This is a genomic window from Streptosporangium sp. NPDC006930 (genome assembly GCF_040635605.1).
In the GTDB taxonomy this organism is placed as follows: Bacteria; Actinomycetota; Actinomycetes; order Streptosporangiales; family Streptosporangiaceae; genus Streptosporangium.
Genome location: NZ_JBEYID010000018.1, coordinates 135,659 through 158,599 on the forward strand (window position 1 = coordinate 135,659; position 22,941 = coordinate 158,599).

At 69.8% G+C, this 22,941-nt stretch carries 21 protein-coding genes; 13 read left to right on the top strand and 8 right to left on the bottom strand.

Annotation, left to right across the window (positions count from 1 at the left end; translation table 11 throughout):
• Positions 1–66: 66 nt before the first annotated feature.
• The 5 genes from ABZ664_RS28275 (at position 67) to ABZ664_RS28295 (ending at position 7,353) form a co-directional block, all read left to right on the top strand.
• Complete coding sequence (locus ABZ664_RS28275; protein WP_362516184.1) at positions 67–1,809, top strand: cellulose synthase catalytic subunit; 1,743 nt, start codon at positions 67–69, stop codon at positions 1,807–1,809.
• Positions 1,806–3,824 (top strand): galactose oxidase-like domain-containing protein, encoded by a 2,019-nt coding sequence (locus ABZ664_RS28280; protein WP_362516186.1) that lies wholly within the window; start codon positions 1,806–1,808, stop codon positions 3,822–3,824. The genes ABZ664_RS28275 and ABZ664_RS28280 overlap by 4 nt, the downstream gene beginning before the upstream one ends.
• Before the next feature lie 90 nt (positions 3,825–3,914).
• The gene (locus ABZ664_RS28285; RefSeq protein ID WP_362516188.1) at positions 3,915–4,934 is read left to right on the top strand and encodes a glycoside hydrolase family 6 protein; all 1,020 of its coding nucleotides are present in this window, start codon (positions 3,915–3,917) and stop codon (positions 4,932–4,934) included.
• A gap of 101 nt (positions 4,935–5,035) precedes the next feature.
• Positions 5,036–7,036 (top strand): Xaa-Pro dipeptidyl-peptidase, encoded by a 2,001-nt coding sequence (locus ABZ664_RS28290; RefSeq protein WP_362516190.1) that lies wholly within the window; start codon positions 5,036–5,038, stop codon positions 7,034–7,036.
• A 146-nt stretch (positions 7,037–7,182) separates the two neighbouring features.
• The gene (locus tag ABZ664_RS28295) at positions 7,183–7,353 is read left to right on the top strand and encodes a hypothetical protein (protein ID WP_362516193.1); all 171 of its coding nucleotides are present in this window, start codon (positions 7,183–7,185) and stop codon (positions 7,351–7,353) included.
• Between the two features lie 193 nt (positions 7,354–7,546).
• Here ABZ664_RS28295 and ABZ664_RS28300 read toward each other — a convergent pair whose 3' ends face one another.
• Entirely contained in the window at positions 7,547–8,485 is a 939-nt protein-coding gene (locus ABZ664_RS28300; RefSeq protein WP_362516195.1) for a LysR family transcriptional regulator, read from the bottom strand.
• A gap of 146 nt (positions 8,486–8,631) precedes the next feature.
• Between ABZ664_RS28300 and ABZ664_RS28305 the strand changes: the two genes are divergently transcribed.
• From ABZ664_RS28305 to ABZ664_RS28315, 3 genes are all read left to right on the top strand, one after another.
• Entirely contained in the window at positions 8,632–9,789 is a 1,158-nt protein-coding gene (locus ABZ664_RS28305; RefSeq protein ID WP_362516197.1) for an acyl-CoA dehydrogenase family protein, read from the top strand.
• Positions 9,786–10,625, top strand: coding sequence for a CoA ester lyase (locus tag ABZ664_RS28310; protein ID WP_362516199.1), 840 nt, complete (start codon positions 9,786–9,788; stop codon positions 10,623–10,625). Before ABZ664_RS28305 ends, ABZ664_RS28310 begins: the two co-directional genes overlap by 4 nt.
• A gap of 117 nt (positions 10,626–10,742) precedes the next feature.
• Positions 10,743–11,621: a MaoC family dehydratase N-terminal domain-containing protein gene (locus ABZ664_RS28315; RefSeq protein ID WP_362516203.1), complete on the top strand. Its 879-nt coding sequence runs from the start codon at positions 10,743–10,745 to the stop codon at positions 11,619–11,621.
• Here ABZ664_RS28315 and ABZ664_RS28320 read toward each other — a convergent pair.
• Both ABZ664_RS28320 and ABZ664_RS28325 read right to left on the bottom strand, forming a co-directional pair.
• Positions 11,593–11,811, bottom strand: coding sequence for a DUF2277 domain-containing protein (locus tag ABZ664_RS28320; RefSeq protein ID WP_350948434.1), 219 nt, complete (start codon positions 11,809–11,811; stop codon positions 11,593–11,595). The genes ABZ664_RS28315 and ABZ664_RS28320 overlap by 29 nt on opposite strands.
• 178 nt (positions 11,812–11,989) lie before the next feature.
• Entirely contained in the window at positions 11,990–12,346 is a 357-nt protein-coding gene (locus tag ABZ664_RS28325) for a helix-turn-helix transcriptional regulator (protein ID WP_362516206.1), read from the bottom strand.
• A 136-nt stretch (positions 12,347–12,482) separates the two neighbouring features.
• Between ABZ664_RS28325 and ABZ664_RS28330 the strand changes: the two genes are divergently transcribed.
• A complete protein-coding gene (locus tag ABZ664_RS28330; protein WP_362516208.1) occupies positions 12,483–13,580 on the top strand; it encodes an NADH:flavin oxidoreductase/NADH oxidase in 1,098 nt (365 codons plus the stop codon).
• 197 nt (positions 13,581–13,777) lie between these two features.
• On the opposite strand, the gene ABZ664_RS28335 is transcribed toward ABZ664_RS28330, so the two are convergent.
• Complete coding sequence (locus ABZ664_RS28335) at positions 13,778–15,085, bottom strand: glycine hydroxymethyltransferase (protein ID WP_362516210.1); 1,308 nt, start codon at positions 15,083–15,085, stop codon at positions 13,778–13,780.
• A gap of 162 nt (positions 15,086–15,247) precedes the next feature.
• Here ABZ664_RS28335 and ABZ664_RS28340 point away from each other — a divergent pair, with 162 nt between their 5' ends.
• Both ABZ664_RS28340 and ABZ664_RS28345 read left to right on the top strand, forming a co-directional pair.
• Positions 15,248–16,318, top strand: a complete 1,071-nt coding sequence (locus ABZ664_RS28340) for a helix-turn-helix domain-containing protein (RefSeq protein WP_362516213.1) — start codon at positions 15,248–15,250, stop codon at positions 16,316–16,318.
• Positions 16,319–16,480: 162 nt separating this feature from the next.
• The gene (locus ABZ664_RS28345; RefSeq protein WP_362516215.1) at positions 16,481–17,956 is read left to right on the top strand and encodes a wax ester/triacylglycerol synthase family O-acyltransferase; all 1,476 of its coding nucleotides are present in this window, start codon (positions 16,481–16,483) and stop codon (positions 17,954–17,956) included.
• Here ABZ664_RS28345 and ABZ664_RS28350 read toward each other — a convergent pair.
• From ABZ664_RS28350 to ABZ664_RS28365, 4 genes are all read right to left on the bottom strand, one after another.
• Positions 17,843–18,370, bottom strand: coding sequence for an ATP-binding protein (locus ABZ664_RS28350; RefSeq protein WP_362516217.1), 528 nt, complete (start codon positions 18,368–18,370; stop codon positions 17,843–17,845). The two genes, ABZ664_RS28345 and ABZ664_RS28350, sit on opposite strands and share 114 nt — an antisense overlap.
• Positions 18,371–18,633: 263 nt before the next feature.
• Positions 18,634–19,212, bottom strand: coding sequence for a type 1 glutamine amidotransferase domain-containing protein (locus ABZ664_RS28355; RefSeq protein WP_362516220.1), 579 nt, complete (start codon positions 19,210–19,212; stop codon positions 18,634–18,636).
• Positions 19,212–19,529, bottom strand: a complete 318-nt coding sequence (locus tag ABZ664_RS28360; protein ID WP_362516222.1) for a DUF4031 domain-containing protein — start codon at positions 19,527–19,529, stop codon at positions 19,212–19,214. Before ABZ664_RS28360 ends, ABZ664_RS28355 begins: the two co-directional genes overlap by 1 nt.
• Positions 19,526–20,077 carry a helix-turn-helix domain-containing protein gene (locus ABZ664_RS28365; RefSeq protein ID WP_362516225.1) on the bottom strand — a complete coding sequence of 184 codons (552 nt, stop codon included), beginning with the start codon at positions 20,075–20,077 and terminating at the stop codon, positions 19,526–19,528. Before ABZ664_RS28365 ends, ABZ664_RS28360 begins: the two co-directional genes overlap by 4 nt.
• A 134-nt stretch (positions 20,078–20,211) precedes the next feature.
• Here ABZ664_RS28365 and ABZ664_RS28370 point away from each other — a divergent pair, with 134 nt between their 5' ends.
• Positions 20,212–21,768: an MDR family MFS transporter gene (locus tag ABZ664_RS28370; protein WP_362516227.1), complete on the top strand. Its 1,557-nt coding sequence runs from the start codon at positions 20,212–20,214 to the stop codon at positions 21,766–21,768.
• Between the two features lie 130 nt (positions 21,769–21,898).
• A complete protein-coding gene (locus tag ABZ664_RS28375) occupies positions 21,899–22,852 on the top strand; it encodes a GNAT family N-acetyltransferase (RefSeq protein WP_362516230.1) in 954 nt (317 codons plus the stop codon).
• The last annotated feature ends 89 nt before the right edge of the window (positions 22,853–22,941 follow it).

Sequence of the window (22,941 nt, forward strand, 5' to 3'; positions counted from 1 at the left end):
TCTGCGATCTACCTGGGGGAACACAGTGTTAGGCCTGCTTTCGTGTGCTCCGAGGTCGCTGGATCGATGAGCTCCCCCGCAGACGCCGCGAAAACCGCCACCTACGACTACGGAAAGTTCAGCAGGCTCGCCGGGCCCGTGACCGAACCGGAACCCGGGGTGCCCTACCGCGTGAGCTACCGCTCCCTGCTGGCCACCGAGCCGCACCGGGTGCGGGCGGTGTTGCTGATGGTCGCGGCCCTTCTCGTGGAGTTCACCCTGATGGTCTGGCTGCTGCTGCCCGACCATTGGACCGTCCGTCCCGACCCCTATGGCACGATCCCGTGGTATCTGCCGGTGGCCGACCGGATCATGCTCGTCGCGATCGCCTTCATCGAGGTCTTCCGGCTGGTCAGCGTGGTCTCCAACGTGCACGCCATGCTGGCGGCGAGGGACCCGGTCCCGGTCGAGCCGGAACCCGGCACCCGGGTGGCCTTCATCACCACCTGCGTACCCGGCAAGGAGCCGTTGGAGATGGTCAGGGAGACCCTGGCCGCCGCGCTGAAGATCCGCCACGACGGCGTGCTCGACGTCTGGCTGCTGGACGAGGGCGACGACCCCGACATCCGCGAACTCTGTGACTGGCTGGGCGCCCGCCACTTCACCCGCAAGGGCGTGCCCGAGTGGAACCAGCCCAAGGGAACGTTCCGAGCCAAGACCAAGCACGGCAACTACAACAGCTGGCTGGACGCGCACGGCGACGACTACGACTTCTTCGTCTCGGTCGACACCGACCACGTACCGCTCCCGGAGTTCTGCGAGCGCATGCTCGGCTACTTCCGTGACCCGAGGGTGGCCTTCGTCGTCGGTCCCCAGGTCTACGGCAACTACGACGCCGGGGTCACCAAGGCCGCCGAGAGCCAGCAGTTCCTGTTCCACTCGCTGATCCAGCGGGCGGGCAACCTGTACGGCGCGCCGATGTTCGTCGGCACCAACAACGCCGTGCGCATCCGCGCGCTCAAGCAGATCGGCGGCCTGTACGACTCGATCACCGAGGACATGGCCACCGGCATCGAGTTCCACCGCTCCCGTGACCCGGAGACCGGGCAGCGCTGGATGTCGGTCTACACCCCCGACGTGCTGGCCGTGGGGGAGGGACCGTCCTCGTGGACCGACTTCTTCACCCAGCAGCTGCGCTGGAGCCGGGGCACCTACGAGACGCTGCTCACCCAGTTCTGGAAGGCCGCGCCGAAGCTCTCGCCCGGCCGGTTCTTCAACTACTCCCTGATGGTGACCTTCTATCCGATGTCCGCGCTCAACTGGCTGCTGGCCGGGCTCAGCGCCACCCTGTTCATGGCCGTCGGCGGCTCCGGCGTGACCGTGCCGATGGACATGTGGCTCATGCTGTACGGCGACGCGGCGCTGCTGCAGGTCATGCTCTACACCTGGAACCGGCGCCACAACGTCAGCCCGCACGAGCCGGAGGGCTCCTCCGGGGTGGCGGGAATGGTCATGTCGGCGCTGTCGGCGCCCATCTACGTCACCTCGCTGATCGGCGCCGCGCTGCGCAGGCCCAGCAAGTTCGTGGTCACCCCCAAGGGCGACTCGGCCAGCCCCGACCAGATCGCCACGTTCCGTATCCACCTGTGGTGGGCGGCGATCTTCGGCGGAGGACTGTTGCTCACCGTTTTCTGGACCGGCCACATCCACCTGGTCATGACCCTGTGGGGCATCCTCGCCCTGGTCATCTGCCTGGGACCCCTCGTGACCTGGGCCTGGAACCTGCGGGCGGTCAAGGGCGGCCTGCGGCCGGTCGGTGACGAGTCGTGAGCCGCCTGCGCAAGCACCTGGTCGGGGTGGCGGTGGTGACCGCGGTCCTCGCCATCAACCTGCCCGCCGTCGCGGGCTTCGCCACGGAGAAGTGGCGCGACTACAGCATCAACCGCGACGACTACAAGGCCTCCCACGGCCACTGGACCTTCCTCGGCGTCCCCGAGAGGTTCAAGGTCAACGCCATCCACGCCGCGCTGCTGCACACCGGCAAGGTGCTCATCGTCGCCGGATCGGGGAACAACGCCGCCAACTTCGACAAGGGCACCTTCAAGACCGTGCTGTGGGACCCGGCGAAGCCGGGCGGGCCCGACGAGTTCAAGCTGATCGACACCCCCGTCGACCTCTTCTGCGCGGGACACACGATGCTGCCCGACGGCAAGCTCCTCATCGCGGGCGGTACGGGCCGCTTCGAGGTGCTGAAGGCGAAGGTCAAGCGGGCCGCGGGCGCCCTGACCATCAAGAACGAGAACCCCGACGCCAAGCCCAGACAGTTTCATCCCGGCACGCTGCTCACCGCCCCCAGCGGTCAGGTCTACCGCACCACCGCTCACATCAGCGTGCCGCCCGCGAAGAAGATCGAGACCGGAGTGCCGGGGAAGGTGAGGATCCGGCCCAGCGAGACCAAGGTCTTCGCCGAGGCCGTCACCGAGGGCGCGGCCGGCCTGCTCACCGCGCCGGCCGGTTCCGTCAACTACGAGATCCAGGGACTCAAGGGCAGGGAGAAGCGCGACCTGTACGCCATGGGCGGCAGCATGACGATGGAGAAGCAGGACTTCCAGGGCATCAGGGACGCCTACGAGTTCGACCCCGTCACCGAGCGCTACACCAAGGTCCAGGACATGGCCGAGGGGCGCTGGTACCCGACCATGACGAACCTGCCCGACGGCAGGGTCATGACCGTCTCCGGACTCGACGTCGTGGGGGAGGTCACCAGGGACAACGAGATCTACAACCCCAGGACCAAGACCTGGCGGCCCGGCCCCAAGAGGTTCTTCCCGACCTACCCCGCGCTGTTCCTGCTGGAGGACGACACCCTCTTCTTCACCGGTATGAGCGCCGGGTACGGCCCCGGCCAGCTCGAGTTGCGTCCCCCCGGAATCTGGGACTACCGCCGCGACACCGACCGTCTGGTGAAGACCCCTGGCGGCGTCGGAGGCATGGCGCCCGACGAGATGGAGGCGTTCACCCCCGTCCCCGGACTGCCAGAGCCCGAGCTGAACGAGACCGGCGCCTCGGTGCTGCTGCCGCCCGCGCAGGACCAGCGGATCATGGTGATGGGCGGGGGACCGGTCGGGGAACGCCAGCCGGGTCTGCCCAACGCCACCGCCAGGACCGCCATCGTCGATCTCACCGAGGCGAGCCCGCACTACGTCAGGGGCCCAGACCTGTCCGACCCGGTGCGCTACCCGAACGCCGTGCTGCTGCCCGACGACAGCGTGCTCTCCTTCAACGGTTCCAGCGACTACCGGGGACGCGGCGCCAGTGACGTCCTGCGCGCGGAGGTCTACCGCCCGGAGAGCAACAGCTTCCACGAGGCCGCGGCGCCCGCCGTCGGCCGCAACTACCACGCGGAAGGGCTCCTGTTGCCCGACGGACGGGTGCTCGGCATGGGCTCCGACCCGCTCTTCGGCGACAAGGCCGGCTCCCTGCCCGGCACCTTCGACCAGCGCATCGAGATCTACACGCCGACCTACCTGCACAACGGCGAGAAGGCGCCGGTGTTCACCGGCGGGCGCGAGAGCGTGTCCCTGGGGCGCAGGGCCGGTTTCCGGACCCCCGACGCCGCACGCATCCACCAGGTACGGCTGATGCGCCCGAGTGCCGTCACCCACGTCACCGATGTGGAGCAACGCTCGATCAAGTTGGAGTTCACCCGGGTGCCTACCGGGATAATCGCGGAGATCCCCTCCAATCCAGCCCTGGTGCCCCCAGGGTGGTACATGCTGTTCGGAGTCACCGAACGGGGAACGCCGTCCCCGGCACGCTGGGTCCACATCCGAGGGGAGGGCTGACATGATCCCCGCGGCCCTCTCGCGGCATACGGCGCCCTCCCACTTCTGTTCCCCGGGGTCGGCCCGGGGTCCCCACGCCGGAGGTATTCGATGAACAGGTACGGCCTCGCGGCCGCGCTGGCTCTCGCTCTCGCGACGGGGGCCTGCACCGGCGATCCCGCGCCGCCCACCGCCTCCGGGAACGCCACCTCCGGCAGCGCTCCCTCGGGGGACGCCGTCTCGGGCCCCGCGGGCGGTTTCTACGTCGACCCCGACGGCGCCGCGGCCCAGGAGGTCCGCAAACTCGAAGGGGAGGGCAGGACCGAGGAGGCCGGGCTGATCCGTAAGATCGCCGACCGGCCCAACGCGATCTGGATCGGTGACCAGGACCCGAAGGACAGGGTCGCCGCCATCACCACCAAGGCCCGGCAGGCGGGCCGGATCCCCGTCCTGGTGGCGTACCACATCCCCAACCGCGACTGTGGCCAGTTCTCCGCGGGCGGCGCCTCCGACGCGGAGGAGTACCGCTCCTGGATCGGCCGGTTCGCCGAGGGCATCGGCGACCGGCCCGCGCTGGTCGTCGTCGAACCCGACGCGCTCGCCCACATCCTGGACAACTGCACCCAGGGCGGTCAGGCGGGCGAGCGCCTCGACCTGCTGCGCGGCGCGGTGGAGACGCTGAAGAAACAGCCTGAGGCCAAGGTCTACCTCGACGCGGGGAACGCCGGCTGGATCAAGAACCCGGGCGAGTGGGCCGAACCCATGCGCAGGGCAGGGGTGCCCCAGGCGGACGGTTTCGCCTTCAACGTCAGCAACTTCTTCACCGTCGAGGAGAGCGTCGCCGTCGCGAGACGGCTCTCGGACGCGGTCGACGGGGCCCACTACGTCATCGACACCTCCCGCAACGGCAACGGCCCCGTCCGCGACGCGCAGGGCGACGACGCGTGGTGCAACCCCAGGGGCCGCGCGCTCGGCGCGGAACCGACCACCGAGACCGGCCACGAGCGGGTGGACGCCTTCCTGTGGATCAAGCGGCCCGGCGAGTCGGACGGCGAGTGCCACCGAGGGGAACCCCGCGCCGGCGACTGGTTCCCCGAATACGCGCTGGAACTCGCGCGTAACGCGAGATAGCCGCTTATTCGTTATATCTTCGATCTTGCAGGTCAAGATTGCTTCGCAGGAGATTGACCGGAGTTGTCAGTTTTTCAGCGACCCTCTGGGAGCTTTCCTCGATGAACAGATGGAAAACGGCCATCGTCGCACTGGCGGTCACCCTGCCAAGCGGCGTACTGCCGGCCGCCGTGCTACCCGCCGGCGTGCTGCCTACCGACGTGTTGCCCGCCGCCGCCGCGCGATCCGCGGCCTCCCCGATCGAGAACGGCGAGACCCAGCCGGTCTACTCGCGCGCCGACGCGCTCACCGAGACCGTGTTCGTCGAGGTCGCCGGGGTCGACAGCGACGCCGACGGCCGCCCGGACCGGGTCGCCGTCGACATCATGCGCCCCAAGGAGAGCGCCTCGGGGCTGAAGGTCCCGGTCATCATGGAGGCGAGCCCCTACTACGCGGGCGGCAACGACGTGCCCAACCACGTCGTCGACCTGGACGGCTCCGACCCCGCGGGTATGGAGTACCGGCGCAACAAGTTCCAGGACCTGCGCGACGAGATGTTCGGCATCGACGGCCTCGACGTGAACCGCGCGGTCGCGCCGCCCTTCCGCGGCTACTACGACAACTACTTCGTGCCGCGCGGCTACGCGATCGCGCTGGTGGAGAACCTCGGCTCGGGGCGGGCGACCGGCTGCCCCACGACCGGCCTGGACAACGAGACCGCGGGCCCCAAGGCCGCGATCGACTGGCTCAACGGCCGCGCCCGGGGGTTCGACGCGGCAGGAAACGAGATCAGGGCCGACTGGTCCACCGGGAACGTCGGCATGATCGGCGTCTCCTACAACGGCACGCTGCCCAACGCCGTCGCCGCGACCGGGGTCAAGGGGCTCAAGGCGATCGTGCCGATCGCGGCCATCTCCTCCTGGTACGACTACTACCGAGCCAACGGCGGGGTCCTCGCCCCCGGTGGCTACCAGGGCGAGGACGCCGACGTGCTCGCCCGCTACGTCCTGACCCGCGAGAACGCCACGCAGACCTGCGGCGCGCTGATGGACCGCATCGAGCAGGACCAGGACCGGGTCACCGGCGACTACTCCGGTTTCTGGGACCGGCGCAACTACCTCAACGACGTGCGAAAGGTCCGCGCCGCGGTCTTCCTGGTGCACGGCCTCAACGACTGGAACGTCAAGACCAAGCAGGCCGTCCAGTGGTGGGACGCCCTCGCGAAACGGAACGTGCCCCGTAAGATCTGGCTCCACCAGGGCGCGCACTTCAACCCGTTCTCCTTCGCCGGGCGCAACGCCGAGTGGCTGCGCCAGCTCCACCGCTGGTTCGACTTCCACCTGTACGGCCTGCGCAACGGCATCATGGACGAGCCGCAGGCCGATGTGGAGTCGGGCCCGGGACAGTGGGCGCAGCACGCCTCGTGGCCGCTGCCCGGCACCCGCGACGTGCGGCTCCACCTCGCCGCCGGCAAGGACGGCCGCAACGGCACCCTGAGCGCCGACCGCCCCCGGGACCGCCGCACCGTCGAGTCCTTCGTCGACCAGAGCGCCCGCACCGCCGAGCAGCTCGCCGAGAACGCCGAGGCCACGGATCCCAACCGCCTGGCCTACCTGTCGGGTTCCCTGGCCCGCGACGCGCGCCTGTCGGGCACCCCGGAGGTCTCGGTGCGCGCCGCCTTCAAGGGCGGGCGCTCGCCGTACCTGACGGCGCTGCTCGTCGACTACGGTACCGACACCCGCGCGTACGGCGGCGTCGTCTACGGCGACACCCAGGTCTGCTACGGCCAGGGCGTGCCCGGCGACACCGGCTGCACCCGGCTGGCCGAGCACACCACGGTGACCGCCCCCTACAAGATCATCACAAGGGGCTGGCTCGACGTTCGCAACCGCCACTCCGTCTCCAAGACCGAGCTCCTGCGCGAGGGCCACTTCTACGACTTCCGCTTCGACCTCCAGCCGAACGACTACGTCGTCAAGGCCGGCCACCGGATCGGCGTCGTGCTCCTGTCCACCGACCGTGACTTCACCCTGCGCCTGCCCCCGGGGACCGGCGTCTCGGTCGAGCCCGGATCCAGCTCGGTCGTCCTCCCGCTCGTCGGCGGGAGCTCCGCCCTCCGCTGATCCCCGGCCCGGTCAGGGAACGCGGACCCTTCGCGTGGCCTGCGGCACTCGGGCGAAGGGACGGGCATGAGGGGAAACCCCGGCTTGTCCCTGAGATCGGGACCCAGGCCTGCCGCCGGGCCGGGCCGGGGCCTAGCGTGGGGTGCATGGGACGAATTCTTCTGATCGTGGCGGCCGTGGTGATCGGCTTCCTCCTGCTGGGCTCGGTACTGGGCTTCCTCTTCACGCTCCTCAAGTGGGCTCTGATCATCGGACTGGTGGGTGTGGTGGTCATGTTCGCGAGCAGGCTCTTCCGCTCCTCGAACGCGCGCGACTGACCGCAGCCCACCGGGCGAGACCGGTGGCCGGTGAAACGTCGCCCACCTGACGACGCCGCGGCACCGACGCCCGCGCGTGCGGCGTCGTCCGCGACGACACCGAGAACTACTGCGGCCAGGGCGCGCCCGGTGACACCGGGCGCGCCCTGGCCGCGAGGCGGGAGCGGGCCCTCCGAGACCACGCGGACCGATGTCAGTCCCGCCGCTCGACGGCACGCGCCGTCGGCCACGCCCCGTTCTCGACCAACCGGCGCGTCACCCGAAAGACTTCGGTCGCGACGACCTCGACGGCGGCCGGTATCCGGCTGCCCCGTTGCAGGGCGAGGACAACGGTGCGGGACACCTCGGGATCGGTCAGCGGGCCGCCGCTCAGCCGTCCGGTCGCCACGTCCTCGGCGACGCCCGCGGCGGGCAGGATGCTCCAGCCGGTTCCTGACGACACCAGCTTCTTCTGCAGCAGCATCGAGTTGGTCTGGCACGCCACCGTGGGCTCGACGCCGGCGGTGTCGAGCGCCTCGTCGATGAGGGTCCGCAGTCCGTGCCCGGCGACAGGCAGCACCAGTGGCTGTTTCGTCACGTGGTCCCAGGTCAGCGCGCCGGCGTCGGTGAGAGTCGCGTCGGGCGGCGCGACCGCCCACAGCGACTCGTGGAGCAGCGGTGTGACGGAGATCGACGGTGTCGACGCGAGGTTGTACAGCAGGGTCATGTCGACGGCGCCGTCGTCCAGCCACTGCTGCAGGTGACCGGAGAAGGCGCTGAGCAGGCGCAGATCGATGTCCGGGTGCCGCCGCGCGACCGACTCCATCAGAGGCGCCGCGAGGATCTCGACGGTGCTCTCAAGCAGCCCGACCGTGACGATTCCCTGGACCTGCCCGCGATCGGGCCTGATCTCGGCCCGTGCCCGCTCCAGTTCGAGGAGCGCTCGGCGCGCGCGTTCGGTCAGGATCTCACCCGCGGGAGTGAGTGTCATGCCCTGGCTGGTGCGCTCGAAGAGCCGGACGCCGACCTCCTCCTCCAGTGAGCGGATGTGCCGGCTGACCGCGGGCTGCACGACGCGGAGCAGGCGGGCCGCCTTGGTGACACTGCCGACGTCGCTGACGGTGACGAGCGCCGTGAGCTGCTTGAGGTCCATCGGGTCCTTTACGTGGTCATGCGTGAAACGAGTGAGGTCATCACATATCAGCATTTCACAGGATCTATCATCGCAAAATAAGATGGCCTGGCGGCCAAGCGCACCGTGTGTCCCGTTCCTGACCATCACGCCCGGGAGGGCTTCCCATGTGCGAACTCAGTGCGGATGAAGCGGCGATCGTCGCCCTGGTGCGGGAATGGGTCGACCACGAGGTCAAACCCGTCGTGCGGGAGCTGGAGCACACCAACACCTATCCCGAGGCGCTCATCGAGCAGATGAAGCGGATGGGCATCTACGGCCTCGCGATCCCCGAGCCGTGGAACGACGCCGGCGTCTCCGCGCGCTGCTACGCCGCGGTGACCGAGGAGCTCGCGCGCGGTTGGATGAGCCTGGCCGGCGCGATGGGCGGGCACAGCGTGGTCGCGAAGCTGATTCTCGCCTACGGAACCCAGGAGCAGAAGGACCACTACCTGCCGAAGATGGCCGTCGGCGAGATCCGGGCGACCATGGCGCTCACCGAGCCCGGCGGAGGATCCGACCTGCAGGCCATGCGCACCGTGGCACGCAGGCAGGGCGACGAGTACGTGCTCAACGGGTCCAAGACGTGGATCACGAACGCGCGGCGGTCCCAGCTGATCGCCCTACTGTGTCTCACCGACCCCACGGCCGAGCCCGCGCACCGCGGCGTCAGCATCCTCCTGGTCGAGAAGGGGCCCGGCTTCGAGGTGTCACGCGACCTTCCGAAGCTCGGCTACAAGGGGGTGGAGAGCTGCGAGCTGTCCTTCGACGACTTCCGCGTGCCCCGCTCCGCGCTGCTCGGCGACGTGGAGGGCCACGGCTTCGCGCAGATGATGCGCGGCCTGGAGATCGGACGCATCCAGGTGGCCGCGCGAGCGGTCGGCGTCGGCGCCGCGGCGTTGGAGGACGCCCTGCGCTACAGCCAGGAGCGCGAGAGCTTCGGGCAGCCGATCTGGAAGCACCAGTCGATCGGCAACTACCTCGCGGACATGGCGACCCAGCTGACAGCCGCTCGACAGCTCGTCCAGTACGCCGCTCGCCGCTACGACTCAGGTGAGCGAGCCGACCTGGAGGCAGGCATGGCGAAACTGTTCGCCTCGGAGACGGCGATGAAGATCGCTCTCGACGCTGTCCGTATCCACGGTGGATACGGCTACTCGACCGAGTTCGACGTCGAACGGTACTTCCGTGACGCCCCACTGATGATCATCGGTGAGGGCACCAACGAGATCCAACGCAACGTGATCGCGCGGGAGCTGGTCCGGCGCCACCAGGTGCGGCCGTGACGGCCCCGGTCGCGGCATCCTGGCTGTTCGTCCCCGGCAGCCGGCCGGATCGGTTCGACAAGGCCGCCCGCGCCGGTGCCGGCGAGGTCGTCGTCGACCTTGAGGACGCGGTCGCCCCCGAGCACAAGGAGTCCGCTCGTGACGAGGTCGCGGCCTGGCTGGCCGGCGGCGCGACGGCCTGGGTGCGTGTCAACGCGGCCAACACCCGGTGGCACGAGGCCGATCTCGCGGCGCTGGCCTCCTGCCGGGGGTTGCGCGGGGTGATGGTGCCCAAGACGGAGGGGCCGGCCGTCCTGCGCAGGGTCGCCCAGCGGCTGCCGGCCGAGGCCGGGATCGTCGCCCTGGTGGAGAGCGCGCTGGGAGTTCAGGAGGCGGCAGCCATCGCCGCCTTCCCCGCGGTGACCGCGTTGGCGTTCGGATCGATCGATTTCGCGCTCGACATCGGCGCCGAGCATACGGACGAGGCCCTGCTGTTCGCCCGTTGCGCACTCGTCGTGGCCTCCCGCGCGGCGTCCCTGCCGGCCCCGATCGACGGCGTCACCGTCGAACTCCGGGACACCGCCGCGGTCAGGACGGCCGCGGCCCGCGCCAGAGGACTCGGCTTCGGGGGAAAGCTGTGCGTCCACCCCGCTCAGGTCGAACCCGTCAACACCGCCTTCGCTCCCGACCACGCGGATCTGAAGTGGGCGAGGGCGGTGCTCGCCGAGGTGCCCGGGGACGGCGGGGCCGAGGTCTTCACCAGCAACGGCCAGATGGTCGACAAGCCGGTCCTGGAGCGAGCCCGCCGGATAATGGCGCGGGCCGGCCATCGGGCGACGGCCGAACCGGGGACGTGAGAGTGCCGCATGCGTCCGCCGTCGGCCAGGAGACGGTGATGGGGACCGTGCCCATCCGGGCGAGTACAACGAGAGCATCCGGGCCGAGTACGGCCCGCGACGCGAGGAGGTCGCCGAATGACCGAGGCAGGGGACACCGAGACGGAGGGCGCCGAGACGGAGGTCGTCGAGCGCACCGAGACGCTCCAGCCGGAGCCCGCCGTCGCGCTCGCCCGGCTCCTCGGCGTCGACCTACCGGATCTGGAGAGCGAAGGGCTGCCCCTGTTGTGGCACTGGGTCTACCTGCTGGAGCGGCCGCGCCAGGTCGACCTTGGAGCCGACGGCCATCCGGTCCGCGATGTGATTCCCGCTCCGCCCGCGCCGGGACGGCGCCGGATGGCGGCCGGCGGCCGGGTCAGGCTGCTCGGCCCGCTCGTTGTGGGGCGTGACGCGACGCGACGCACCGAGGTCGTGTCACTGACCGAGAAGGAAGGACGCACGGGGCCGCTGACCTTCGTCGTCGTGCGCCACACCGTACGCCAGGGTGGCGAGGTCAAGGTCGTCGAGGAACAGGACATCGTCTATCGCGACGCCGTCGCCACCGGCCCACGTGCCGAAGCGGACACGTTCACACCGATGGCGCTCGGAGAGGATGAGTGGCCGCTGTCCGTGGACCCGGTGCTGCTGTTCCGGTTCTCGGCGTTGACCTACAACGCGCATCGCATCCACTACGACCGTGACTACGCTCGCGACGTCGAAGGCTACCCGGGGCTGGTGACCCACGGTCCGCTGCAGGCACTGGCCATGGCGGAGTGCGTGCGAGGAAAGGGCGTGCTCGCCACGGCGATCGACTACCGCCTGGTCGCACCGTTGTTCGACCACCAGGGCCTGGTGGCACGGGGCGTCCCGGCCGGTTCCGGCCACGAGGTCTCCGTCCGTGACCTCGGCGGCCGGATCACGGCGAAGGGGCATGTCCACTCGTCCGCGGTCAATCCCGGGAGACGTGCCTCAGCCTGAGATCGTCGAGCAGGGTCTGGGTCGCGGCGGCCACCGCCTCGACGGCCCGCTCGAAGGCCTCCGCGTTGCGCGTCGACGGGGAGCGGAAGCCCGACACCTTGCGGACGTACTGGAGCGCGGCGGCTCGCACGTCGTCGTCGGTCACGTCGCTGGCGTAGGGCTCACGAAGGGTCTTGATGCTCCGGCACATGACAGGACCGTACTGCGTCTCGCGACTCTCCCGATCCGACAGGCTCCGCCGGAACCGGCCGACGGGGGTGTCCTGACCCACCGGGTCACGCCCGAGCCGCTCGGCTCGACTCCGGATCGGCCGGAACCGTGCGGTCCGAGGCCGGATCACGCCGGGGCCGGTCGCCGCGCGCCGACGGTCAGCCGTCGTGGCCGTCGCGCTCGCACTGGATCGCGTCGGCACCCTGGATGGCGCCGAGAAGCCCGGGAAAGAGCACGTCGAGGTCACGCCGGCGCAGCGCGTTCATCTTGGCCGTGCCCCGATAGACCTGGTTGATCACCCCTGCCTCGCGCAGCACCCGGAAGTGGTGGGTGGTGGTCGACTTGGTGATCGCCAGATCGATCGCCGAGCAGGGGGCCTCCCCGTCCTCGCCCAGTTGCCACAGGAAACGCACGATCTGAAGGCGCATCGGGTCGGACAGCGCGTGCAGCACGCCCTCCAGACGGATGTCCTCGCGCGCGGGGTGTTCCAGAGCCCTGACGGACGAGGTCGACACGGTGATTCCCTCCCTTGGGTGGCTCAATTGTACGAGAGTGGTCGTAGTTTGACATCTATCGTAGTACGTAGATTATCGTATTAGTGTTAAGTCGGGGCGCCGCCCCAAAGATCCCTCTCCAGCAAGGAGTACGACCGTGAGCGCCCTGTTCGAGCCCCTGACACTGAGATCCCTCACCATTCCCAACCGGATCTGGATGGCTCCGATGTGCCAGTACTCCGCGGCGGTCGAGGGGCCGGAGCGGGGGGTGCCGACCGACTGGCACCTGTCCCACCTCGCCGCCCGCGCGGTGGGCGGTGCCGGGCTCATCCTGACCGAGGCCACCGCGGTGGCGCCGGAGGGCCGCATCAGCCCGGCCGACCTCGGGCTCTGGAACGACCGCCAGCAGCAGGCGTTCACCCGCATCGCCCGTTTCCTGCGGGAGCACGGCGCCGTTCCCGGCATCCAGCTCGCGCACGCGGGACGCAAGGCCTCCACCCGCAGCCCCTGGCGAGGCGGCGCGCCCACCGGACCCGGCGAACACGGCTGGCAGCCGGTCGGGCCGAGCCCGATCCCCTTCGACGAAGGTCACCCCACTCCCACGGAGCTGGACGCCGGCGACATCGACAGAATCGTGGGCGACTTCGCCGCCGCGGCGCGCAGGGCGCTGGCCGCGGGCTTCCAGGTGGCCGAGATCCACGGCGCGCACGGCTACCTGATCGCCGAGTTCCTGTCGCCCATCAGCAACCACCGCACCGACGCGTACGGCGGCTCGTACGAGAACCGCACCCGGTTCGCGCTCCGGGTCGTCGAGGCGGTGCGCGAGGTATGGCCGGAGGAGCTTCCCCTCTTCTTCCGCGTCTCGGCCACCGACTGGCTGGCGGAGAACCCCGCCGACGACCGTGAGGGCTGGGGCGCCGACGACACCGTCCGCTTCGCCAAGGACCTGCTGGCCCACGGCGTCGATCTGCTCGACGCCTCGACCGGCGGCAACGTCGCCAGGGTGCGCATCCCCACCGGGCCCGGCTACCAGGTGCCGTACGCGGCCAGGGTGAAGGCCGAGACCGACCTGCGGGTGGGCGCGGTCGGTGAGATCACCCGGCCCCGGCAGGCCGAGGAGATCATCGCCTCCGGTCAGGCCGACGCGGTCCTGCTCGGCAGGGAACTGCTCCGCACCCCGTACTGGCCGAACCTCGCCGCCCGCGAGCTCGGCTCCGCCGCCCGCTGGCCCGACCAGTATCACCGCGCGGTCTGACCCCGCTGTGGCCGTCACCCGGCGCGTCCCTCCCACCGGACGGGGAGGTGACCCGTCCGGTGAGGGGACGCGCTGGGGGGAAGACGGAGCGGTCCGCCAGGGGGGCGCGGGCCGGTCCGTCTGTCAGGGGGAGTGGCGATGAGCGGACCGACCCGCCAGGGGGCGAACCCCCGGGGGTCGAGCGGGCCGGTCCGGGATCATGGGGTGGTGCGGCGCAGGGCCACCGCGTCCCGGTGGACCGCGGCGGGAGCGTGACCGTCGACGAGCAGGCGGCGCATCAGGACCGCGACCTCACCCATCGTCTCCGGGCGGAAGCCGCGGCGGGTCACCTCCTGGGTGCCGATCCGCAGGCCCCGCGCGGGCTCACCGGAAGGCTGCCCCGGCAGGCGGACGCCGCTGAGATAGACGCCGCCCTCGGCCAGCAGCCTGGCGGCCTCGTCCCCGCCGCCGAACGCGGCGGCGTCCACCGCCACGTGGTGCGAGACGGTCCAGCCTCGATGGGCGGCGGCCACGGTGAAGCCCTCGCCGTCCAGTGCCGCGGCCAGCGCCCCGGCGTTGGCGACGCAGCGGTCGGCGTACGCGGAACCGCCCGCGGCGTGCTCGGCGGAGGCGAGGACCAGCGGCGCCAGGCGTGAGGCGTCGTAGTTGGCGGTCAGGCCGGGATAGGCGGCCGCCGACACCTGGCGGGCGAGATCCTCGTCGCGGGTCACCACGGCCGCGCCCGGCGGGCCGCCGAAGGACATGTAGGTGGACATGGTCACCAGGTGCGCGCCCTCGTCCAGCGGGCGCTGGAACCGGCCGCCCGCGATGAGCCCCGCCACGTGCGAGGCGTCGTAGACCAGCAGGGCCCCGACCTCGTCGCAGGCCGCCCGTACCCTCGCGACGTCGTACGGGAACAGCATCAGGTTCGCGCCGACCACCACCAGCGCGGGCCGGTGTGCGCGCAGGAACGCCGGCAGGGCCACGTGGTCGACGTCGAGCCGTTCGGCGTCGTAGGGCAGGTCGGCGACTCGCAGGCCCCGGATCCCGGCGGCGCCCTGGGCGTGGTGGCTGGCGTGACCCCCGGCGGCCTCCGGAAGCACCGCGATCGTGTCGCCTGGGCTGGTGAACGCGCTGTAGCAGGCGAGGTTGGCCATCGTGGCGCTCTGCAGGCGCACCTCGGCGAACTCACCGCCCATCAGCGCCGCGACCTGGAGCGGGGCGAGGACCTCCAGCACGTCCAGCTCCTCCAGGCCGGTCTGGAACTTCTCGCCCGGCCAGCCCATCGAAGGGCGGCACCCCAGAGAGATCTCGTGCGCGGCCCTGGCGCGCTCGCTCATCGTGTTGGTTCCCGCGTACAGCACCACGCCGTCCTCGTCGAGGCGGCCGCGGTGCTCGGCCAGTACCGCGTCGACCAGCCGGGATACCGCGTCGAACCCCAGCCCGCCCACCTCGGCCTCAAGCTCGGCCAGGCGCAACTGTGCCCGTGGCGGCGCCCACGGGGCGACGCGGCTGCGCTCCTCCACGAGGTTCCTTTCACCGGGCGATCGGACGACTCTCACGAGGCGGGCTCCCCGACTCCCAGGAGGCGGGTCCCCCGAAATGAGTAAGTGCGACGCTACGGCTCACGCCAGGTCGAGTCATCGTTCCGGCGCCGGAGATACTTCCTACATCTGTAGGATTGGACCGTGATAGCGGATGATGTTCAGGATCTGCTGGAGTCGCTCGCCGTGGCCGTGGGCCGAGGGATGTCCGTGGACGACCTGGAGGGCCGGGTCGTCGCGCACAGTGCCCACCACGGGGAGGTCGATCCGGTCAGGGCACAGGCCATCCTCTCGCGCTCGGTTCCCGCCGAGGTGGGGGCCTGGCAGGAGGCGCACGGGGTGACCACGACCCGCGAGCCGGTACAGATCCCGAAAAATCCTGACTTGGGGATGGCGGCGAGGCTCTGTGTCCCCCTCCTCCACCAGGACCGCCGCGTCGGCTACCTGTGGATCATCGAGGGTCCCGGCCCGCTCAACCCGCAGGAGCGCGAAAGGGCCGTGCGCGACGCCGCCGCGATCGCCGCCCTGCTCGACGACGGCGGCAGCTCCCACATCCTGAGCCAGCTGCTCACCGGTGAGATCGGCGTGCGGCGTGCGGCCGGTGTGCTCGGCGAGGGGCCGCTGCGCGTCCTGGCGCTGCGGGGCGATCCGGACGGTCTGCGCGAGGCGGTCGGCGCGGAGCTCGCCAGGGTGCGCCGCCCGCCGGCCTTCACGATCCTGGACCGCCACGCCGTGCTGCTGCTGAACCGCGGCGAGGACGCGGTGGCACTGGGGGAGCGGCTCGCCGCCAGGACCCGCGCGGGCGCCGGGCTCAGCGCGCCGCACCCCGGACTGGAATCGGCCGTACGGGCGCACGAGGAGGCGCTCACCGCGGCCAGGGCCGCCGCGGCCGAACCCGCGCTGCGGCCGGTCGCCCGCTGGCCGGATCTGGGCGTCTACCGGCTGCTCGCCGAGCCGGTCGCGGGCCCGCACGGGTCGGCCGGCGGCCCGCTCGACGCGCTGCGCGAGCACCCGGCGCTCCTCACCACCCTGGAGACCTATCTGGACAGCGGAGGAGACGCCCAGGAGACCGCCAGGCTGCTCCACCTGCACCGCACCAGCCTCTATTACCGCCTCACCAGAATCGAGCACCTGGCCGGCCGCAACCTCAAGAACGGAACCCACAGGTTAGAACTCCATCTCGCGCTGAAGCTCGGTCGCTGGAATGCGGTGTAACGGCCGGATAATCCGGGCACAGCTTTCCGGTGTTGCAGTTGATCAGCGAGATCATGGCCATCGTCGTCGTGCTCGTACTCATTCCGCTGTCGTTAATTCTCGTGTCCGTTGTGGTCCTCCTCGCGCTGGCCGCGTTGGCTCTGGTGACTTCACGGGAGCAGGATGGGAGAACGACATCCCGGCGGAGGTAAGACGGTGCGGCAGCTCAACGCGGTGGATACGCAGTTCCTGAATTTCGAGACCTCGACGAACGTCGCGAACATCGGGGGACTCGCGATCCTGTCGGGAGGCCTGACCCGCGGTGACCTGGTGTCGCTGCTGGCCCGCCGGCTCCACCTGGCCGCGCCCTTCCGCATGCGGCTCGCCTTCGTCCCGTTCGGTCTGGACCACCCCTACTGGACCGAGGACTCCAGAATCGACCTCGACTACCACGTGCGCGAGATCGCGCTGCCCAAACCGGGCAGTGATATGCAACTGGGCGAGCAGGTGGCCAGGCTGCACGCCCGACGCCTGGATCGGCGCCGCCCGCTCTGGGAGATGTATCTCATCCACGGCCTGTACGGGGACCGTACGGCCCTCTACATGAAGGTCCACCACTCCGCGGTCGACGGCGTCACCGGCGCCGACGTGCTGGCCGGCCTGCTGGACACCTCACCCGAGCCCGCGGAGGTCGAGCTGGCGCCCCCGGGCGAGCCGGAGGAGGAGATCGACACGGGGGAGATGGTCGTCAGAGGGCTCGCCAAGGTCGCCGTCAACCCGGCCAACGCGATACGGTTCCTGATCAACGCCGTCCCGCACCTTGACGAGATCCCGCTGATCTCCCAGGCGCCCGGGGCGGGGCTGGTCTCACGGATCACCAGGGACCTCGCCACCCGCCTGTCCGGATCCGGGGCCGCCGAGGTGCCCGCCATGCCCCGCATGACCGTTCCCCGCACCCCTTTCAGCGGCAGGATCAGCGCGCATCGGCGGTTCGCCTACACCGCCCTGCCGCTGGAGGACGTCAAGCTGGTCAAGAACGCCTTCGGTGTCACGGTGAACGACGTGGTGATGGCCCTGTGCGCCGGGGCGCTGCGCCAGTGGCTGCTCAAGCACGACGCGCTGCCCGAGCAGCCCTTGGTCGCGGGGGTGCCGTTCTCGCTCCGCCTGCCCGGTGACCAGAGCGCGGGAAACCAGGTCAGCATCATGATCACCACCTTGGCGACACAGGTCGCCGACCCGGTGGAACGGCTGCTGGCGGTGCGTGACGCGATGCGGCTGATCAAGGACCGCTCGTCGCTCGCCCCGGCGCGCTGGCTCCAGGAGCTGAGCGACATGATGCCCTCCGCGCTGACCGGCCTCGCCTCCCGCGCCGCCTTCAACCTGTTCGCCGGCAGCGCGGGCCCCATCAACGTGGTGATCTCCAACGTGCCCGGCCCGCAGATCCCCCTCTACGTGAGCGGCGCCAGGCTTCTGGCGTACCACCCCGTCTCCGTCGTGACCGACGCCAGCGGCGGCATCAACATCACGGTCTTCTCCTACGACGGCTCACTTGACGTCGGCGTGATCGCCTGCAGGGAGATGGTTCCCGACGTGTGGACCGTTACCGACTACCTCAGGGACACCCTGCTGGAGCTCAAGTTCCTCGTTGAGGAGCAGTGACAGCCCGGGAGCGTCCTCGGTGAAGCGCAGAGTCTTCTCCAGGCAGACGATCGAGCCCCGTTCCTGCCTTTTGACGAACCGGATGTCATCGGCGAGGGCCTGCATGATCAGCAGCCCGCGACCGTGCTCGGAGGTGGGGGCGGGGGAGGAGGTCTCGGAGAAGTCGAAGCCGTTGCCGGCGTCCACCACCTTGATCACGCACCGACCCCTGGTCAGCTCGGTGCTGACCATGTAGTCGTCGCTGGGGACGGCGTGCTGGATGACGTTGGAGCACGCCTCGGAGAGCATGAGCTGGATGTCCTCGCGAATCTGGGGCACCACCCCCAGGGCCTGCAGCGAGGAGTCGAGAAGCTGTCTGATCACGGGAACACTCGCAGCGTCACGCGGTAGACGCAACGCGATGGTGGCCTCCACGGTCTCCCCCTTTTCACCGCCGATTCACAGCCGACGTAGAAGCCCTGCCCTGGGGAAACCGTCCTAACCGGGGATGGGTGATCGTGTCCCTGGGATGCGGCAAAAAACGGCAAAACATTTCTTTCGTGACTTGAAATCGGGTGTGCGGAGGATTCTCTCCGGTTCAGGGTTCAGGGTTCACGAGGTGGTCCGGAGCCGGACGTGGAACGCCGGCGGGGCAGGGGTCACCGACCCCTGCCCCGTGCTTCGGTGATCGAGGGACGCTACCCGGAGAAGGCGTCCGTCGCGGCCTGGCAGAAGGCCTTGAGGTCGTCGGGCTTACGGCTGGTGATCAGTGTGTTCGGGCCCGAGGAGCAGATCACGACCTCGTTGTCCTCCCAGGTCGCCCCGGCGTTGCGCAGGTCGGTCCGCAGACTCGGCCAGGACGTGACCTTGCGGTCACGTACCACGTCGGCCTCGATCAGTGCCCAGGGCGCGTGGCAGATGGCCGCGACGGGCTTGCCCGCGTCGAAGAAGCCCTTCACGAAGCCCACGGCCGCGGGTACGGTCCGCAGGAGATCGGGGTTGGCGACGCCGCCCGGCAGCAGCAGCCCGTCGAAGTCGGCGACGGAGACCTGCTCCACCGTCGCGTCCACCGGGAACGTGTCGGCCTTGTCGAGGTGGTTGAACGCCTGGACCTGACCCTGCTCGGTGGAGATCAGCTTGGGCGTGCCCCCCGCCTGCTTGACGGCCTTCCACGGCTCGGTGAGTTCGACCTGCTCGATCCCCTCGGGAGCCACGAGAAACGCGATCGTCTTGCCGCTCAGCATGTCGTTCCCTTCGTTGACGTGCGGATATGCCATCAACGGGATGCCATGCCCGCACTGCCGGGATCTATGCGAGAAGTGTCGATCCCAGGGCGGACCCTGCGCCGGCGCAGACCGGCGGCGATGAGACGGGTGACGAGCTCGCGGGAGGAGACGGCCTCGGCGCCCAGCACGAGGGCCTGCTCGTAGACGGTCTCCGGCACGTCGTAGTGGTCACGGTCGAAGGCCCGGCGCGGCACGCCGAGCAGCTCCGCGAAGGCGTGCAGTTCCCCGGTGGAGGTGTCACTGACCAGATGTGACCAGAACAGACCGCGCGGACCCGGCCAGCTGGGCGGGTCGATGAGAACGCTCACCGCCTGGCGAGGTCGAGCGCGACCTCCAGGGCGGCCGCCTGGCGCTCCTCGTCGGTGATCGACTCGTCCCTGAGCGTGAACCACGAGGCGTGCAGCGCGAACAGGGACATCGAGTGCTTCAGCTGCGTGGCCAGGGGGTCCTCAGCATCGACGAGGAAGGTGAGCAGCTCGAACATCCGCTCGCGGGTCTTCTCCGTCATCGGGTGGTTCTTGAGTGAGGTCTGGTTGCGCTCGAAGAACCGCATGATCTCGTGGTGCCTGCCCCGTTGCAGGTCGTGGGCGTAGCGGCGGATCAGCTCCTCGCGCGTCTCGTCGGTTCGCGGCTGGGTGCGGGCCCAGGCGATCAGCTCCTCGACCGCCCTCACCCGGTCCTCCGCCAGGCTGGCGATGATGTCGTCCTTGGTCTTGAAGTGGTAGTAAAGTGCCGCTTTGGTCACGCCGAGGGCCTCCGCGATCTCGCGGAGCGAGGTGGCCTCGTAGCCCTGCTCGGTGAAGAGCTTCAGGGCGATCTCCTGAATGCGCGTCCGTGTGTCGGCGTTTTCCCTCATGGTTCCCTTACCGAGAAATTAACTTGACGGCCGGCAAGTAAGCGGCCTACATTCCAGCATAGCCGACGCTAGCCGGTCGGCAAGTAAGCAAGATCACAAAAACTGGGGGCGCAGAAGTGAAGGAGACCGCGGCCGTGCCGGCGCGGCGTCGCGAGGTCATGGTGGTGCTGCCAGGCCTGATGCTCGCGATGGTCCTGGCCATGCTCGACAACATGATCGTCGGCACCGCGATGCCCCGCATCGTCGGCGAACTCGGCGGACTGACGCACCTGTCCTGGGTGGTGACCGCCTACGTGCTCGGCACCACCGTCTCGACCCCCATCTGGGGCAAGATCGGCGACCTGTACGGCAGGAAGAGCATCTTCCTCGCCTCCATCGTCATCTTCATGATCGGCTCCGTGCTCTGCGGCATGGCCGGATCCGAGATGCTCGGCGGGCCGTCCGACGGCATGACGCAGCTCATCGCCTTTCGCGCGCTCCAGGGCCTGGGAGCCGGGGGCCTGATGGTCAACGCCATGGCGATCATCGGCGACCTCGTCCCGCCCCGCGAGCGCGGCCAGTACCAGGGCATCATGGCCGCCGTGATGTCACTCGCCATGATCGCGGGTCCGCTCGTCGGCGGGTTCATCACCGACCACCTCGACTGGCGCTGGGCCTTCTACGTGAACCTGCCCATCGGGTTCGTCGCCCTCGCCCTGCTCGCGGTCAAGCTGCAACTGCCCAAGCTCCGCACCGAGCACCGCATCGACTGGCTGGGCGCGGCCCTGCTCTCGGTCGGCATCACCGCGCTCGTCCTCATCACCACCTGGGGCGGCAACGACTACGCGTGGGGCTCGTGGCAGATCCTCGGCCTGGCGGGGCTCGCCGTGATCACGCTGGCGGTGTTCGTCCTGGTGGAGCGCCGTGTCGCCGAGCCCATCATGCCGCTCAACGTCTTCCGCAACCGCAACTTCAGCCTGATCTCTGGAGTGGGCTTCCTGCTCGGGTTCGCCATGTTCGGTGCGATCAACTTCCTCCCGCTGTTCCAGCAGACCGTCCAGGGGGCGAGCGCCACCAACTCCGGCCTGCTGCTGCTCCCGATGATGGGCGCCGCCATGGTGATCTCGCTCTTCGTCGGCCGCGCCATCACCAGGACCGGCAAGTACAAGATGTATCCGATCCTCGGTGGCGTGGGCATGGCGGTCGCGATGTGGCTGCTCTCCCTGATGGACGTCAACACCCCCGCCTGGCAGACCGGGGTGTTCATCGCGGTGCTCGGCGTCGGCATGGGCTTCCTGATGCAGACCACCATGCTGATCGCCCAGAACAGCGTCGAGCAGAAGGACCTCGGCGTCGCCAGCAGTGCCTCGACCTTCTTCCGCTCCATCGGCGGCTCGTTCGGCGTCTCGTTGTTCGGCGCGATCTTCAACAACCAGCTCACCTCCGGCCTGGAGAGCAAGCTGGGCGCCGCGGGCGAGCGGCTCGCCTCCGGAGGCGCCCAGTTCGACCCGGCCGCGCTGCACGAGCTTCCCGCCAACGTGCGGGTCGGCTTCCTGGAGTCGCTGGCCGAGTCGATCTCCGGCGTCTTCTGGTGGGCGATCCTGTTCGCCGTCCTGGTGCCGCTGCTGGCGGCCTTCATCAAGGAGATCCCGCTGCGCGGCGCGCCCGAGGCCTCCGAGGACACCCCGGCAGCGGTCCCGGCACTCGACTGACCGGCTTCGCTCCTGTCGCCTGACGACCACCGGAGCATCCGGCTGACCGGCTCATCGGCAGGTCGATCGATGAGCCGGCAGCCAAGTCCCGACCCAGCGATCCCCAAGTCGCCCTCGCGACGATGGGGTCATGAAGACAACCATCCCCGCCGCCGGGTACGTCACCCGGCGGCCACTGGCCGAGGACGTCCGCGAGATCCACGAGCTGATCTCGCTCTGCGACACCCAGGTGATCGGCAAGGCCGACATGACCCTCGACGACGTCGCCGACCATCTGAACGACTCCTCCTTCGACGGGGAGTCCGACGGCTGGCTAGTTCACGACGAGAGCGGGCGCCTGGTGGCGTGGGCCTGGGCCTGCCGCAAGGGGGGCAGCGACAACGTCGACATCGACGTCGTCGTACACCCCGCCGCACCGGAGCTGACCGGCCCGCTCTGGGACACCGTGACCGAGCGGGCCAGGCAGATCACGGCCGGACTCGGCCACGACCGGGCCGTGGTGGACATCGGCCTCTACCGCGAGGACAGCGGCAAGCGCGCCATCGCCGCGTCCCGCGGCTTCGCCGCCGCCACCAGCTTCATCCGGCTTCGCGCCGACCACGAGGGGACGGTCCCCGGGCCCGAACTCCCGGCCGGGGTGACGGTGCACGACGGGCTCACCGAGGAGGTACGCCGTCAGGGGCACGCCGTGCAGCAGGCGGGCTTCGCCGAACACTTCGGGTTCGCCCCGAAGGACTACGACGAGTGGTACGAGGAGCTGGACTCCTCGGTCACCACCGACTGGGCGCAGCTGACGGTCGCCCGCCTCGACGGCGAGCCCGTGGCGATGCTGCTGGGGACCAACGCCTTCCTGGGGGACGAGAACTGCGGGTACGTGCGCCAGTTGGCGGTGCTCCCCGCCTTCAGGGGCCGGGGTCTGGGCAAGGTCATGCTGCGTGGGGCGTTCGCCGACGACGCCCGCCGCGGGCGGGTCGGCACCTACCTCCACGTCGACGCCAACAACAGCACGCCCGCCCTCGACCTCTACCTCTCGGTGGGCATGCGTCAGGTGCTGGCGATCGACGTCTGGCGGCGCACGATCTGACCTCCCGCCGTACGGGCCTCGCCGCACGAGACCGTGGGGATCACCGTGGAAATCACAGTGGGGATCACTGCGGATCACTGCGGCGCGAC